The organism is Halopseudomonas sp. SMJS2 (assembly GCF_029866945.1).
GTDB classification, from domain to species: Bacteria; Pseudomonadota; Gammaproteobacteria; order Pseudomonadales; family Pseudomonadaceae; genus Halopseudomonas; species Halopseudomonas bauzanensis.
In genome coordinates this window covers 19,809-33,969 of sequence record NZ_CP123445.1, presented here as the reverse complement: position 1 = coordinate 33,969, position 14,161 = coordinate 19,809, and the positions used below count along the sequence as shown (strand labels likewise).

Here is a 14,161-nt window from a genome sequence, read left to right as displayed (position 1 = left end):
CATGAAGATCATCATTCTCGGTGCGGGTCAGGTCGGCAGCAGCCTGGCCGCCGAACTGGCCAGCGAAGCCAACGACATCACGGTGGTGGATACCGACACGGTACGTCTGCGCGCTCTGGGCGATCGCCTGGATATCCGCACGGTGCAGGGGCGCGGCTCGCTGCCGACCGTCATGCGCCAGGCGGGGGCTGATGATGCGGACATGCTGATCGCCGTCACCAGCAGTGACGAAACCAACATGATTGCCTGCCAGGTGGCCTACACCCTGTTTCGTACCCCGACCAAGATTGCCCGTATCCGCGAGTCGGCCTACCTCATCCGCGGTGAGCTGTTCCAGAACGAAGCCATTCCCATCGATGTGCTGATCAGTCCCGAGCAGGCCGTCACCACTTATATCAAGCGGCTGATTCAGAATCCCGGCGCGCTGCAGGTACTGGATTTTGCCGGCGGCAAGGTGCAGCTGGTGGCAGTGCGGGCCTATTACGGCGGCCCTTTGGTGGGCCAGGAGCTGCGCTATCTGCGCCAGCACATGCCCAATGTGGATACCCGGGTGGCGGCCATCTTTCGCCGCGACCGGCCAATCACCCCCCAGGGGGATACCGTCATCGAAGCCGATGACGAGGTGTTCTTCCTTGCCGCCTCGCAGGATATCCGCGCGGTGATGAGTGAACTGCGCCGAGTTGAAAAGAGCCACAAGACCATCATGATCGCAGGTGGCGGCAACATCGGCGAACGCCTGGCCGAGGCCATCGAAACCCGTTACCGGGTGAAAATCATCGAGAACAACCGGGCCCGTGCCGACTACCTGTCGCAAAACCTGGAAAAGGCTATCGTGCTGTATGGCAGCGCGTCGGACCAGGAGCTGCTGGTGGAAGAGAATATCGAGGAAGTCGATATCTTCTGTGCGGTGACCAACGACGATGAGGCCAACATCATGTCTTCGATGCTGGCCAAGCGGCTCGGGGCACGCAAGGTGATGGCGCTGATCAACAATCCGGCTTATGTGGATCTGGTGCAGGGCGGCCAGATCGATATCGCCATCTCACCTTCGCAGACCACCATCGGCACATTGCTGACGCACGTTCGTCGCGGCGATATCGTCAATGTCTACTCGCTGCGCCGCGGCGCAGCGGAAGCCATCGAAGTGGTCGCCCATGGTGACGCCCGCTCCTCCAAGGTGGTGGGCAAGGCAATCAGCGAGATCAGATTGCCGCCGGGCACCACCATCGGCGCGGTGGTGCGCAAGGAGGAGGTACTGATTGCCCACGACGCCACGGTGATCGAATCCGAGGATCATGTGATCCTGTTCGTTATCGACAAGAAGCACATCCGCGATGTCGAGCGGTTGTTCCAGGTCGGGCTGACCTTCCTCTGACTCGGCACAGGTAAGCGAGCGCATGCAGTATTCCCAGATCCAGCGCATCCTCGGCATCCTGCTGATGCTGTTTTCCACCAGCATGCTGCCGGCCGCCGCGGTCGGCTTCCATTATGGCGAGCATGCGCGGGAGGCGTTCCTGGTTGGCTTTGCCATCACTCTGGTCATCGGCCTGCTGGTGTGGTTGCCAGTGCGCCACCGGCGCAACGAATTGCGTACCCGCGATGGCTACCTGATCACCGTGCTGTTCTGGCTGGTACTGGGGTTGTTCGGGGCGGTGCCGCTGTACCTGCTGGAGTTGCCCGATCTGACGGTAGCCGATGCGGTGTTCGAATCCTTTTCCGGGCTGACCACCACCGGCGCCACGGTGATTACCGGGCTGGATACCCTGCCACGCTCCTTGCTGTTCTATCGACAGCAGCTGCAATGGTTCGGCGGCATGGGCATCATCGTGCTGGCGGTCGCCATCCTGCCGCTGCTGGGCGTCGGCGGCATGCAGCTGTATCGCGCCGAAATGCCTGGCCCGCTGAAGGAAAACAAGCTGACCCCGCGCATAGCCGAAACCGCCAAGGTGCTCTGGTTCATCTACACCGGTCTGACGCTGGCCTGTGCCGGCGCCTACTGGTTGGCTGGAATGTCGTTGTTCGATGCCATTGGCCACAGCTTTTCGACAGTGGCCATCGGCGGCTTCTCTACCCACGATGCCAGTATCGGTTATTACGATAGTCCGCTCATCGAGCTGATCTGCGTGCTGTTTATGGTCATCTCGGGGATCAATTTCGCCCTGCACTTCACCGCCTGGCGTTTTCGCTCGATCCGCAGCTACTGGCAGGATCCCGAGTGCCGGACCTATCTGCTGATCCTGCTGGGACTGTTCGTCATCAGCGCCGCGCTGCTGAGCTACTCCCAATACTACGATGTCGCTTCGTCACTGCGCTTTGCCGCTTTCCAGACGGTGTCCATTGCCACTACCACCGGTTTCACCGTTACCGACTTCGCCTCCTGGCCCTCGGTGCTGCCGTTCATGCTTCTGTATGCCAGCTTCGTCGGCGCCTGTGCCGGTTCCACCGGTGGCGGCATGAAGGTGATCCGCGTGGTTCTGGTATTCAAGCAGGGCGTGCGGGAGATCAAGCGGCTGCTGCATACCAACGGGGTATTTCCGGTCAAGCTGGGCAGCAAGCCGGTGGGCGATCGGGTAGTGGAAGCGGTATGGGGATTCTGCTCGGTGTATGTGTTCACCTTCGCCCTGCTGTTCCTGCTGCTGCTCGGCACCGGCCTGGATTTCGTTACCGCCTTCTCGGCGCTGACCGCCTGCATGAACAACCTGGGTCCGGGGCTGGGCGACGTGGCCGCGCACTACGGCGACATGACGGCGACGGTCAAATGGATTCTCAGCTTCGCCATGCTGCTGGGCCGTCTGGAAGTCTTCACCCTGCTGGTGTTGCTGACGCCGATGTTCTGGCGGCGCTGATCAGGCCTCGTCGAGAAAGGCCAGGCCTACACCTTGGCCTGGCACCACCCGCTGGATCACCATACGCAGGACCGGCGCCTCGATCGGCATGTCCTGCACCTGCCCGGTAACCTCATCGCCGACGGCCAGCGCGGCCAGGTCAGGATGTTCGACGAAGACGCCGCCGTCGGACAGGTCGCGGGTCTGGGCGGTCAGTGAGCCGATCGCCGGATGGGTGATCTTGATCCGGCACTTCATCATCGTCCGTGGATATTGCCGTTGGTTGCTCATGGAGTGCTGTCCTTGTCATTTGCTACCGGTTCAGTTCAATACCATTTCTTTTCGCCGGCGGGGCGTTTCTTGAAGCGTTTCATGCTCCACATGTACTGGCTGGGCCAGCGCCGCACGTAGCTCTCGATGCAGGCGCTCATCGCCGCCACCGCCTCGGTTTCATCCTCGCTGTAGAGTGCTGCGGGGGCACGCTCGACGATCACCTTGAAGCCGCTGTGATCAGGCAGGCGTACGCAATGCAGGAACACGCCGTTGGCCGCACCGCCCTTGAGCAGGCCAGGCACGAATTTGCTGGTCAGCGCCTGGATACCGAAGAAGGGCACGAACAGACCGCTCTTCAGCGCCGGCTCCGGGTCGGCGGGAATACCAACCGCGCCACCCCGCCGCACCTCGCGCATGACGCTGATGATGCCTTCGCGGGTGGACGCCGCCACCTTGTTACCCAACTGGGTGCGCTGTTTCTGCAGCAACTCATCCACCGCCTTCTGCTTGGGTGGGCGATAGAAGATGATCGGTGAGCATTTCAGGCAATACCAGTGGTTGAGCACTTCCCAGTTGCCCAGATGACTGGTGATGCCGACCAGCCCCTTGCCCTCGGCCAGCGCTTCATCGAGCAGCTGCTCGCCTTCCACTTCCTTGATCAGGGCCACGGTTTTCTGCGGACTCCACATCCAGGCACAGGCGCTTTCGGCGAAGCTGCGACCGATATTGACTAACGTCTCGCCGACCAGCCGTTCCCGCTCGGCGGGTGGCAGTTCCGGCAGGCAATGGGCGAAGTTGATGCGTACCACGTCACGCGACCGGTTCGGCAGCTTCCACATCAGCCAGCCCACCGCCGCTCCGAGGCGCTGCGCCACGCCGAAGGGCAGTAACGCGAACAGTTTGAGAAACCCCACCGTGATAGCGCCCTTGAGCCTTTTCACTCACCACTCTCCAACCTGAAAAAACGCCATTGTAGCCTGCGCACTGGCATCAGCCCACCGACGGCTGACAACTCCACAATTCCACCACCGGTCGCTGCGGGCTCGGCGGCCCCAGCCAATCGGCCAGCGGCCGACAGCCAGCTTCGCTGCATAACTGGTAATCGCCCGCCGCAGGGGCATCGCTGCGCCCCAGCCGCAGCGGCTGCAATGCCGGTAGCTGCGGCCGATAGTGCCAGCTGCCATCACGCAATATGGCGTCCTGCGGGATATCCATCCCGGCGCCACTGCCACGGATTCGCGCCTCGCGCAGTAGCAGGCCAGCCGGGTCGAGCTGATAGTCCTCCTCCCACCGGATCTTCTCCACACTGTGCTGCCAGGCCAGGGTGAACTCGGCCAGCGGCAGCTGTGCCCAGATCACCCCGGCCAAGCCGAGACACAGCGCATTCATACCGGACTGCGCACGCGCCGTGACCGCCACCAGTGCTGCGCAAGAAAGAGCAGACCCAGGGCGAAACCCAGTTCATCGGTAATCGGCAAAGCCAGGACCATCAACGCGCCAGCAGCGAAGCCCAGCAGTTTTTCCCACCAGACCAGCGGGCGCAGGCAATAGCCGGTGAAGACGATACCCCACAGGCCGATGGCGAAGCCCGCCTTGACCAGCATGTACAGCACCGCCGACCAGTCCCCGCCCTGCATCATCAGCGCCGGGCTGTAGACTGCCATGAACGGCACGACGAAGCCGGCGACGGCGATGCGCACCGCCCACAGGCTGATTTTCAAACCGTTCTCCCGGGCGATCGGCGCTGCGGCAAAGCAGGCCAGCGCCACCGGTGGGGTCAGGTCAGCCATGATGCCGAAATAGAACACGAACATGTGCGAGACGATCAGCGGCACGCCCAGATCCAGCAACGCCGGCGCGGCAATGGAACTGGTGATGATGTAATTGGGGATCGTCGGAATGCCCATGCCCAACACCAGACAGGTGAGCATGGTCAGCAGCAGCGACAGGAACAGACTGTCCTGACCCACGGCGAGAATGTAACCGGCAAAGGTCGAGGCCACCCCGGTCAGCGAGACGATGCCGATGATCACCCCCACCAGCACACAGGCAATGCCCACCGGCACCGCATGGCGCGCCCCTTCAACCAGCGCGTGCAAACAGATCAGCAGGGTGTCGCGCCCCCCCTTGATGAACCAGCAAGCCACTACCAGCGCACCAATGACCCCGAAGATGACACCGATCCCCAACTGGAAGAAACCGGCGCAGAGAATCCCCAGCACCATCCAGAACACCACCCGCAGTGCGGTGGATGACAATCGCAGAATCAATGCCGAGCCAAGAATCACGATAGCGGTCAGCGCCAGCCCCACGGTTCCGGCAAACATGGGCGTGCGCCCGGAGAACAGCAGCCAGATCAATATGATCAGCGGTATCAGGAGAAACCAGCGCTGACGGACCGCATCCCAGGCACTGGGGCATTCATCCTTCGGCAAGCCATTGAGTTTCGAGCGTCTGGCTTCCAGATGTACCATCCAGAATACCGAGCCGAAATACAGCAGGGCCGGTATCAACGCCGCCTTGGCTACCTCGACATAGGGCACGTTGATGGTCTCGGCCATGATGAAAGCCACCGCCCCCATGACCGGTGGCATGATCTGGCTGCCCATGCTGGACGTGGACTCGACACCGCCGGCAAAGGCCGCCCGATAACCGAAACGCTTCATCAGCGGAATGGTGAACTGGCCGGTGGTCACCACGTTGGCTACCCCGGAGCCAGTGATAGTGCCCATCAGCGCCGACGAGACCACCGATACCTTGGCCGGTCCACCGGCCCGGTGGCCGAACAGGCCCATGGCGAAATCGGTAAACAGGCGGATCATCCCGGCCTGCTCCAGGAACGAGCCGAACAGGATGAACAGGAAGATATAGGTGGCCGAGACGTAGGTGGGCGTGCCGTACAGCCCTTCGGTGCCGAAGGACAGCTGGTTGACCACCTGATCCAGCCCGTATCCCCGGTGCGCCAGATCGCCGGGCAGATGGTTGCCGAACAGTCCATAGGCCAGGAACAGCCCACAGATGATCGGCAGGGCAATCCCCATCACGCGCCGCGCCGCCTCGAAGACCAGCACGATCAGCACCAGGCCAACCACCATGTCCAGGCTGGTCAGGTCACCCGATCGCTGGATCAGATCCGCTTCGAAATACCACTGATAGAAAAAGGTCGCCATGCCCGCCAGCGCCAGCACCCAGGCGAGCGGCTGCCAGGGGCGCGCCTTGCCGCGCAGCGGATAGCTCAGATATACCAACATCAGCAGAAAGCCGACGTGCCCGGCCCGCAGCACCTGGGTGGACACGGGGTGAAAGGCGGCGGTGATGATCTGGTAGCAGGAAAACAACAGCGCCACATAGAACAGCGCCTTGGGCCACTCGGCGGGGCTCGCATGGAGCCCCTGGTATTCACTCATAGACTACTCCCTGCTACCTATTCCAGAACACCCGCTTCCCGGTAGAACCGCTCGGCGCCCGGATGCAGGGGAATCGGCAGGTTCTGCGCCGCACTCTCCAGCTTGATTGCCTTGGCGGCAGCATGGGCGTTGCCCAGAGCATCCAGGTTGTCGAAGATCAGCTTCGTCATCTGATAGGCGACTTCTTCGTCGACCTTTTCGTGGCTGACCAGGATATTGGTGATGCCCACAGTGGGTACGTCCTCGTCCTGACCATCATAGGTACCGGCCGGAATCATGCCCGGTTGATAGGCCGGGTTGTTGATCTTCTCCACTACATCGCCGGGAATGGCGACGAAATTCACCGACATGGTGCTGGCCAGGTCGCGAATGGCCGCCATGCCCAGACCGGAGGACTGGAGGGTGGCGTCCAGCTGGCGATTCTTGATCAGCTCGACGGATTCGGCATAGGGCAGGAATTCGACCCGACGCATATCTTCGTAGCTCAGCCCCGCGGCGGCGAAGATCGCCCGGGCATTGAGTTCGGTACCGGACTTGGGCGCACCGACCGAAATACGCTTGCCCTTGAGGTCTTCCAGGGTCTTGATGCCGGACTCTGCACTGGCGACCACCTGAATATAGTTATTGTAGGTTCCGGCAATCGCCCGCAGCCGCTTGAGTGGCGCCTTGAAGCCCGCATCCTCGACACCATTCCAGGCATCGGCGACCGAGTCGCCGAGGGCGAAGGCGAGTTCACCCCGGCCGGACTGCAGCAAGTTGAGGTTCTCCACCGAGGCTTTAGTGGCCTGCACCGAGGGCCGGGCGCCGTCGATCTGCCCGTACAGCTGGGAGATGGCTACACCGATCGGGTAATACACCCCGCTGGTGCCGCCCGTGAGAACGTTGATATAGGTGGGTGCAGCGAATACCGCGGTGGTGGCGGTCAGCGCCGCGGCAGCGGCCAGCAGACCCAGTCGTTTGGTCAATCGCATGGATGTTCTCCATCATTATTGTTGTTTGACAGCAGCAGCTCCGCCAGCCAGTTCGGCATGGCGGAAACATTCCAGAGTATGGTCCATAACCATGCCGGTCGCCTGCATGAATGCATAACAGATGGTCGGCCCGACAAAACTGAAGCCGGCCTGCTTCAATGCCTTGCTCATGGCCTGGGCCTCGGTGGTGATGGCTGGCACCTCGGCATGGACGGCAAAGTGGTTGATCAGCGGCCGGCCGCCGACGAACTGCCAGAGCCAGGCAGCGGGGTCCGTCTGCTCGGCCAGGGCCAGCCAGGACCGGGCATTCTGTCGCGCCGCATGCACCTTGAGGCGATTGCGGATGATACCGGGGTCCAACATCAACTCCTGCAGATCGGCATCGGTCTGCGCCGCCATGAACTGCGCATCGAACCCATGATAGACCTGCCGGTAACGCTTGCGCTTCTTCAGAATGGTGATCCAGGACAGGCCCGCCTGAAAGCCATCAAGCAGGAGCTTCTCGAACAGCCGCTGGGCATCGTATTCGGGCACGCCCCATTCCTGGTCGTGATAAGCCTGATAGATCGGGTCTGCGGAACACCAATGGCAGCGGGATAGGTCGTTGCGGGATGATTTCAAGGCGGTGCTCCTGATTACCGGTCGAAACAGTTTATACCAGCTCCCGTTGTATCGGCCGGGTAGCTGTAGCGTAAGATGGGGTATCCATTTTCAACGCGGAAGCGATAATGCCTAGACACGTCGTCAATGTTTCAGTTACTCCCCGGGGCAGTATGGAAATCCTGTCCCAGCGTGAAGTCCAGCAGTTGAGTGAAGCCGGTTCCGGCAGCACCTATCAGTTGTTCCGCCAGTGTGCGTTGGCCATCCTCAATACCGGTGCCCGGGTCGATAATGCCAAGACCATCCTCGAAGCCTACGCCGATTTCGAGGTGCATATCCACCAGCTCGATCGTGGCGTCAGCCTGGAGTTGCGCAACGCGCCAGCCGATGCCTTTGTCGATGGCCAGATGATTTCCAGTACCCGGGAAATGCTGTTCAGCGCCCTGCGCGATATCGTCTACACCGAGAGTGAGTTGCGCAACCAGCGGGTGGACCTGAGTACCTCCAATGGCATCACCGATTACGTCTTTCACCTGCTGCGCAACGCCCGCACCCTGACGCCCGGCGTGGAGCCCAGGATGGTGGTGTGCTGGGGCGGGCACTCGATCAATACCGAGGAATACAAATACACCAAGAAGGTAGGCCACGAGTTGGGCCTGCGCAATATGGATATCTGCACCGGTTGCGGCCCGGGCGTGATGAAGGGACCGATGAAGGGCGCAACCATTGCCCATGCCAAGCAGCGCGTCATCGATGGCCGTTACCTGGGCCTGACCGAACCGGGCATCATTGCCGCCGAGGCGCCCAACCCCATCGTCAACGAGCTGGTGATCCTGCCGGATATCGAAAAGCGCCTGGAAGCCTTCGTCCGGGTCGGCCACGGTATCATCATCTTCCCCGGCGGCGTCGGCACCGCCGAAGAGTTCCTCTATCTGCTGGGTATTCTGCTGCACCCGGACAACAGCGAACTGCCATTCCCGCTGATCCTGACCGGACCGCAGGAGTCGGCTGGCTACCTGCAGCAACTGCATGAATTTGTCGGTGCCACGCTCGGCTCGCAGGCCCAGGCGCGCTACGAGATCATCATCGAGGATCCGGTGCTGGTGGCACGCAAGATGAAGCAGGGCCTGGCGGAGGTGGAGCGCTTCCGCCGCGAACGCAGCGATGCCTTCCATTTCAACTGGTTGCTGAAGATTGAAGAAGGCTTCCAGCGGCCCTTCGACCCGACCCACGAGAACATGGCCAACCTGGAGCTGCGCCGCAATACCCCGCCCCATGAACTGGCGGCCAACCTGCGTCGGGCGTTTTCCGGCATCGTCGCCGGTAACGTCAAGGACAAGGGCATTCGCTTGATCGAGCAATACGGGCCCTACGAGATCCATGGTGATCCGGAGATCATGCAGCCACTGGAGGCACTGTTGACCGCCTTCGTCGAACAGCAGCGGATGAAGCTACCCAACGGTAGCGCCTATCAGCCGTCCTACCGGGTCGTCAGCTGAGTGGATCAGGAGAGCCCCCCTGGGAGGTTCGAGCACCAGCTCGTACCAGGACTGGCCGGCAGCCATGGTGTTGCCGGCTGACTCCGCTCATCGAGCTGGTGCTCGACGCCCCCCAGGGGCTCAGCATTGCAACGGGTGCTCGACATCTGCGCCGCCAACCAGGCGACAAATATCCCGCCATGCTGTATGCCGTCCCGCGGGGATTGTATACTTCGCCCTTTCTTCACAGTTGACCGGTGAAAAACGTGACTCAGACCAATCCCGCCGCCCAGACCTTCCAGGGCCTGATCCTCGCGCTGCAGAACTTCTGGGCGCAGCAGGGCTGTGTATTACTCCAGCCCTATGACATGGAAGTCGGTGCCGGTACCTTCCACACCGCGACCTTCCTGCGCTCCATCGGCCCGGAAAACTGGAACGCCGCCTATGTCCAGCCCAGCCGCCGCCCGGCGGATGGCCGCTATGGCGAGAACCCCAACCGTCTGCAGCATTACTACCAGTTCCAGGTAGTGCTCAAGCCGAACCCGGACAACATCCAGGAACTGTACCTGGATTCGCTGCGCCACATCGGCATCGACCCGCTGGTGCATGACATCCGCTTCGTCGAAGACAATTGGGAATCGCCAACCCTGGGCGCCTGGGGGCTGGGCTGGGAGGTCTGGCTGAACGGCATGGAAGTCACCCAGTTCACCTACTTCCAGCAGGTGGGTGGCGTTGAGTGCTATCCGGTCACCGGCGAAATCACCTACGGGCTGGAGCGCCTGGCCATGTACCTGCAGGGCGTCGACTCGGTCTACGACCTGGTCTATTCCGATGGCCCGTTCGGCAAGGTCACCTATGGCGACGTGTTCCACCAGAACGAGGTAGAGCAGTCCACCTACAACTTCGAACACGCCAACATCGACAAACTGTTCGATCTGTTCGACTTCTACGAAGGCGAAGCCAACCGCCTGACCGCAGCCGAACTGCCGCTGCCAGCCTATGAAATGGTGATGAAGGCCTCCCATACCTTCAACCTGCTGGATGCGCGCCGGGCGATATCGGTGACCGAACGCCAGCGTTACATCCTGCGCGTGCGCTCCCTGGCCCGGTCGATTGCCCAGAGCTATCTGCATGCCCGCGCCAAGCTCGGCTTCCCCATGGCCAACCCCGAACTGCGTGATGAAGTACTGGCCAAACTGAAGGAGGCCGAATGATGCTGGCACTCGATTTTCTGGTTGAACTGGGCACCGAAGAGCTGCCACCCAAGGCGCTGAAGCGCCTGGCCGAAGCTTTCCTCGAGGGTGTGGAAAAAGGTTTGAACGAAGCCGGTCTGGCCTATGAGTCCACCCGCTACTATGCCGCCCCGCGGCGCCTGGCAGTGTTCGTCGAGCAACTGGCGACCCAGCAGCCCGACCGCACCAGTCAGATGGACGGCCCGCCAGTCAAGGCGGCCTTCGATGCCGAGGGCCAGCCGACCCAGGCCGCTTTGGGCTTCGCCCGCAAATGCGGCGTGGAGTTGAGCGAACTGGATCAGAGCGGCCCGCGCCTGCGCCATGTGCAGACCATCGCCGGTCAGCCCGCTGCTGAACTGCTGCCACAGATTGTGGATAACGCCTTGGCGGCGCTGCCGATTCCCAAGCGCATGCGCTGGGGTGCCGGCAAGACCGAGTTCGTGCGTCCCACCCAGTGGCTGGTGATGTTGCAGGGCGACAGCATGATTCCCGGCGAGATCCTGTCCCAGCAGGCCGGCCGTACCTCCCTCGGTCACCGCTTCCACCATCCTGGCGAGGTGCGCATCAGCACACCGGCCAGCTATGCCGATGACCTGCGCCAGGCCCACGTCATTGCCGACTTCGCCGAACGCCGCGAACTGATCCGCCAGCGCGTGGAACAACTGGCCGCCGAACAGCAGGGCACCGCGATCATCCCCGACGACCTGCTGGACGAAGTTACCGCCCTGGTCGAGTGGCCGGTGCCGCTGGTGTGCAGCTTCGAAGAACGGTTCCTCGACGTGCCCCAGGAAGCGCTGATTTCCACCATGCAGGACAACCAGAAGTACTTCTGCCTGCTGGATGCCAACGGCCGCCTGCTGCCGCGCTTCATCACCGTGGCCAACATCGAAAGCACCGATCCGGCGCAGATCATTGCCGGCAACGAGAAGGTCGTGCGCCCGCGGCTGACCGATGCCGAGTTCTTCTTCCAGCAGGACAAGAAACATCCGCTGGAACACAACAACCAGCGGCTGGCCAGCGTCGTATTCCAGGCCCAACTGGGCAGCGTCTACGACAAGGCCGTACGGGTGTCCAACCTGGCTGCCTTCATCGCCGAGCGCATCGGCGGCGACCCGGCCAACGCCACCCGCGCCGGGTTGCTGAGCAAATGCGATCTGGCCAGCGAAATGGTTGGCGAGTTCCCCGAGCTGCAGGGCATTGCCGGGTATTACTATGCCCAGCATGATGGCGAAGCTGAAGACGTGGCCCTGGCACTGAACGAGCAGTACATGCCACGCGGCGCCGGCGCCGAATTGCCGAGTACCCTGACCGGCGCCGCGGTAGCGCTGGCCGACAAGCTCGATACCCTGGTCGGCATCTTCGGTATCGGCATGCTGCCCACCGGCAGCAAGGACCCCTATGCCCTGCGCCGCGCCGCCCTGGGTGTGTTGCGGATCCTGATCGAGAAGCGACTGGAGCTGGATTTGCATGCCGCCTTGCAGACCGCCGTCAATCAATACGGCGCCGCCGTGAAGGGCGAAGGCTTGGTCGATCAGGTGCAGGAGTTCATCTTCGATCGCCTGCGCGCCCGCTATGAGGACGAAGGCATCGACGTGGCCGTGTACCAGTCGGTGCGGGCCGTGCACCCCCATTCGCCGCTTGATTTCGATCAGCGGGTACAGGCCGTGCAGGCTTTCCGCCGGTTGCCTGAAGCCGAAGCGTTGGCCGCAGCTAACAAGCGGGTATCCAATATCCTGGCCAAATCTGAAGACCCGGTACCTGAGGTTATCGACCCGGCACTGCTGAACGAAGCTGCCGAGCAGACGCTGGCACGGGCGGTACAAGCCGCTGAGAGCGATGTCGGGCCGCTGGCAGCCGATCGGCAGTACCAGGCCAGCCTGGAGCGCCTGGCGTCGCTGCGCGAGCCGGTGGACAGCTTCTTCGACCAGGTGCTGGTCAACGCCGAGGATCCGCAGATCAAAGCCAACCGGTACGCGCTGCTGGCTCGCCTGCGCGGCCTGTTCCTGGGTGTTGCCGATATCTCGCTGCTCGGATGAAGCTGATTATTCTCGACCGCGACGGAGTCATCAATGAAGACTCCGACGCCTTCGTCAAATCCGTAGCTGAGTGGCATCCGTTACCGGGGTCCATCAAGGCGATCGCACGGCTGAGCAAGGCGGGCTGGACAGTAGCCGTGGCTACCAACCAGTCCGGCCTGGCCCGCGGCTATTTCACTGCCCAGACGCTGGAAGCCATGCATCAGCGCTTGCGTGAGCTGGTCGCGGCACAGGGCGGGCACGTGGACCTGATCCGGCATTGCCCACATGGTCCGGATGATGGCTGCGACTGCCGCAAGCCGCTGTCAGGGCTGTTCCGGCAGATCGCCGAGCATTACGCCGTCACGCTCGATGGTGTGCCCACGGTCGGCGATAGCCTGCGGGATCTGCAAGCGGGTGCCGCAGTAGGGTGTCAGCCCTATCTGGTGCGTACCGGTAAAGGTCGGGCTACTGAAGGCAAGTCACTGCCTGCCGGTACCCGTGTGTTCGATGATCTGGCCGCAGTGGCCAGTTACCTGCTGGAAACCTGACTCCATGTCCGTACTCATGGCCTTGCGCGTCACCCTGTTCTATCTGCTGTTGTCCGCCAGTGCAATCTTGTGGGCGGTTCCGATGCTGATCATCGGTCCCTTGCTGCCTTACCGCACCCGCTTCAAGTTGATTCTGGAGTGCTGGTGCCGGTTTGCCATCTGGCTGACCAAATGGCTGGTCGGTATTCGCTATGAAGTGGTCGGCCAGGAAAATATTCCCGATCAGCCCGGCGTGATTCTCTCCAATCACCAAAGCACCTGGGAAACCTTCTTTCTGCAGCAGATCTTTCGTCCACAGACCCAGCTGATCAAGAAGGAACTGCTCTACGTGCCTTTCTTCGGCTGGGCCTTCGCTCTGCTCAAGCCCATCGCCATCGACCGCAGCAAGGCGCGCAATTCCCTGCAGCAGCTCAGCCGCATCGGCGGCCAGCGCCTGCGAGCGGGCGTCTGGGTACTGGTATTCCCCGAAGGCACCCGCGTGCTGCCCGGCAACCCGATCAAGTTCACCCGCGGCGGCAGCGCCCTGGCCTGCGCCAACAACGCTCCGGTGATACCGGTAGCCCATAACGCCGGTGAGTTCTGGCCGCGTAACGGCTGGGGCAAGCGCCCCGGTACTGTGCAGGTGAGAATCGGGCCGGCTATCTATCCCAAAGGCCAGGACCCGCGCTCCATCGTAGAGGTCAACAAGCAGGCCGAGGCGTGGGTGAATCAGGCTATGCGGGAAATGCGGGCTGGCTGAGTTGGCTGCCACTTCTTGGCGGGTTCGGTGATCAATGTTCGGAAAGATCGATTTGCCTGACCGGTTTGGA

General features: G+C 62.1%; 13 protein-coding genes. 7 read left to right on the top strand and 6 right to left on the bottom strand.

All coding sequences use genetic code 11. The features are described 5' to 3' along the window. Nucleotide 1 precedes the first annotated feature (1 nt). Together trkA and QAO71_RS00135 are read left to right on the top strand one after the other, a co-directional pair. On the top strand, nt 2-1,375 hold the full coding sequence (gene trkA / locus QAO71_RS00140) for a Trk system potassium transporter TrkA (RefSeq protein WP_036991578.1): 1,374 nt from the start codon (nt 2-4) through the stop codon (nt 1,373-1,375). 22 nt (nt 1,376-1,397) lie between these two features. Beyond that, entirely contained in the window at nt 1,398-2,846 is a 1,449-nt protein-coding gene (locus QAO71_RS00135) for a TrkH family potassium uptake protein (RefSeq protein ID WP_074779039.1), read from the top strand. Here the strand turns inward: QAO71_RS00135 and QAO71_RS00130 are convergent, their stop codons facing one another. The 6 genes from QAO71_RS00130 to QAO71_RS00105 are packed head-to-tail and all read right to left on the bottom strand — an operon-like array spanning nt 2,847 to nt 8,097. Next, a complete protein-coding gene (locus QAO71_RS00130; protein WP_036991581.1) occupies nt 2,847-3,116 on the bottom strand; it encodes a PilZ domain-containing protein in 270 nt (89 codons plus the stop codon). Nucleotides 3,117-3,151: 35 nt separating this feature from the next. Continuing rightward, nucleotides 3,152-4,039 carry a lysophospholipid acyltransferase gene (locus tag QAO71_RS00125; RefSeq protein WP_036991583.1) on the bottom strand — a complete coding sequence of 296 codons (888 nt, stop codon included), beginning with the start codon at nt 4,037-4,039 and terminating at the stop codon, nt 3,152-3,154. A gap of 49 nt (nt 4,040-4,088) precedes the next feature. Next, nucleotides 4,089-4,487, bottom strand: coding sequence for a DUF1850 domain-containing protein (locus QAO71_RS00120; protein WP_036992083.1), 399 nt, complete (start codon nt 4,485-4,487; stop codon nt 4,089-4,091). Beyond that, complete coding sequence (locus QAO71_RS00115; RefSeq protein WP_280164972.1) at nt 4,484-6,505, bottom strand: TRAP transporter permease; 2,022 nt, start codon at nt 6,503-6,505, stop codon at nt 4,484-4,486. The genes QAO71_RS00120 and QAO71_RS00115 overlap by 4 nt, the downstream gene beginning before the upstream one ends. A 17-nt stretch (nt 6,506-6,522) precedes the next feature. Continuing rightward, the gene (locus tag QAO71_RS00110) at nt 6,523-7,476 is read right to left on the bottom strand and encodes a TAXI family TRAP transporter solute-binding subunit (RefSeq protein WP_280164971.1); all 954 of its coding nucleotides are present in this window, start codon (nt 7,474-7,476) and stop codon (nt 6,523-6,525) included. A 15-nt stretch (nt 7,477-7,491) separates the two neighbouring features. Next, entirely contained in the window at nt 7,492-8,097 is a 606-nt protein-coding gene (locus QAO71_RS00105) for a DNA-3-methyladenine glycosylase I (RefSeq protein WP_280164970.1), read from the bottom strand. Between the two features lie 107 nt (nt 8,098-8,204). Here QAO71_RS00105 and ppnN point away from each other — a divergent pair, with 107 nt between their 5' ends. From ppnN to QAO71_RS00080, 5 genes are all read left to right on the top strand, one after another. Beyond that, nucleotides 8,205-9,575: a nucleotide 5'-monophosphate nucleosidase PpnN gene (gene ppnN, locus QAO71_RS00100; protein WP_280164969.1), complete on the top strand. Its 1,371-nt coding sequence runs from the start codon at nt 8,205-8,207 to the stop codon at nt 9,573-9,575. A gap of 245 nt (nt 9,576-9,820) precedes the next feature. Then, nucleotides 9,821-10,768, top strand: a complete 948-nt coding sequence (gene glyQ, locus QAO71_RS00095; RefSeq protein ID WP_036991591.1) for a glycine--tRNA ligase subunit alpha — start codon at nt 9,821-9,823, stop codon at nt 10,766-10,768. Beyond that, entirely contained in the window at nt 10,768-12,822 is a 2,055-nt protein-coding gene (glyS, locus tag QAO71_RS00090) for a glycine--tRNA ligase subunit beta (RefSeq protein WP_280165704.1), read from the top strand. The genes glyQ and glyS overlap by 1 nt, the downstream gene beginning before the upstream one ends. Continuing rightward, nucleotides 12,819-13,352 carry a D-glycero-beta-D-manno-heptose 1,7-bisphosphate 7-phosphatase gene (gene gmhB, locus QAO71_RS00085; protein ID WP_280164968.1) on the top strand — a complete coding sequence of 178 codons (534 nt, stop codon included), beginning with the start codon at nt 12,819-12,821 and terminating at the stop codon, nt 13,350-13,352. Before glyS ends, gmhB begins: the two co-directional genes overlap by 4 nt. A 4-nt stretch (nt 13,353-13,356) precedes the next feature. Beyond that, nucleotides 13,357-14,091, top strand: a complete 735-nt coding sequence (locus QAO71_RS00080; protein ID WP_280164967.1) for a lysophospholipid acyltransferase family protein — start codon at nt 13,357-13,359, stop codon at nt 14,089-14,091. Nucleotides 14,092-14,161: the final 70 nt, after the last annotated feature.

Excerpts from the sequence above, each read along its gene's own strand:
- gmhB (WP_280164968.1), top strand. The coding sequence starts at position 12,819 with ATGAAGCTGATTATTCTCGACCGCGACGGAGTCATCAATGAAGACTCC.
- QAO71_RS00130 (WP_036991581.1), bottom strand. The coding sequence starts at position 3,116 with ATGAGCAACCAACGGCAATATCCACGGACGATGATGAAGTGCCGGATC.
- QAO71_RS00115 (WP_280164972.1), bottom strand. The coding sequence starts at position 6,505 with ATGAGTGAATACCAGGGGCTCCATGCGAGCCCCGCCGAGTGGCCCAAG.
- QAO71_RS00080 (WP_280164967.1), top strand. The coding sequence starts at position 13,357 with ATGTCCGTACTCATGGCCTTGCGCGTCACCCTGTTCTATCTGCTGTTG.
- QAO71_RS00120 (WP_036992083.1), bottom strand. The coding sequence starts at position 4,487 with ATGAATGCGCTGTGTCTCGGCTTGGCCGGGGTGATCTGGGCACAGCTG.
- ppnN (WP_280164969.1), top strand. The coding sequence starts at position 8,205 with ATGCCTAGACACGTCGTCAATGTTTCAGTTACTCCCCGGGGCAGTATG.
- trkA (WP_036991578.1), top strand. The coding sequence starts at position 2 with ATGAAGATCATCATTCTCGGTGCGGGTCAGGTCGGCAGCAGCCTGGCC.
- QAO71_RS00135 (WP_074779039.1), top strand. The coding sequence starts at position 1,398 with ATGCAGTATTCCCAGATCCAGCGCATCCTCGGCATCCTGCTGATGCTG.
- QAO71_RS00110 (WP_280164971.1), bottom strand. The coding sequence starts at position 7,476 with ATGCGATTGACCAAACGACTGGGTCTGCTGGCCGCTGCCGCGGCGCTG.
- glyS (WP_280165704.1), top strand. The coding sequence starts at position 10,768 with ATGCTGGCACTCGATTTTCTGGTTGAACTGGGCACCGAAGAGCTGCCA.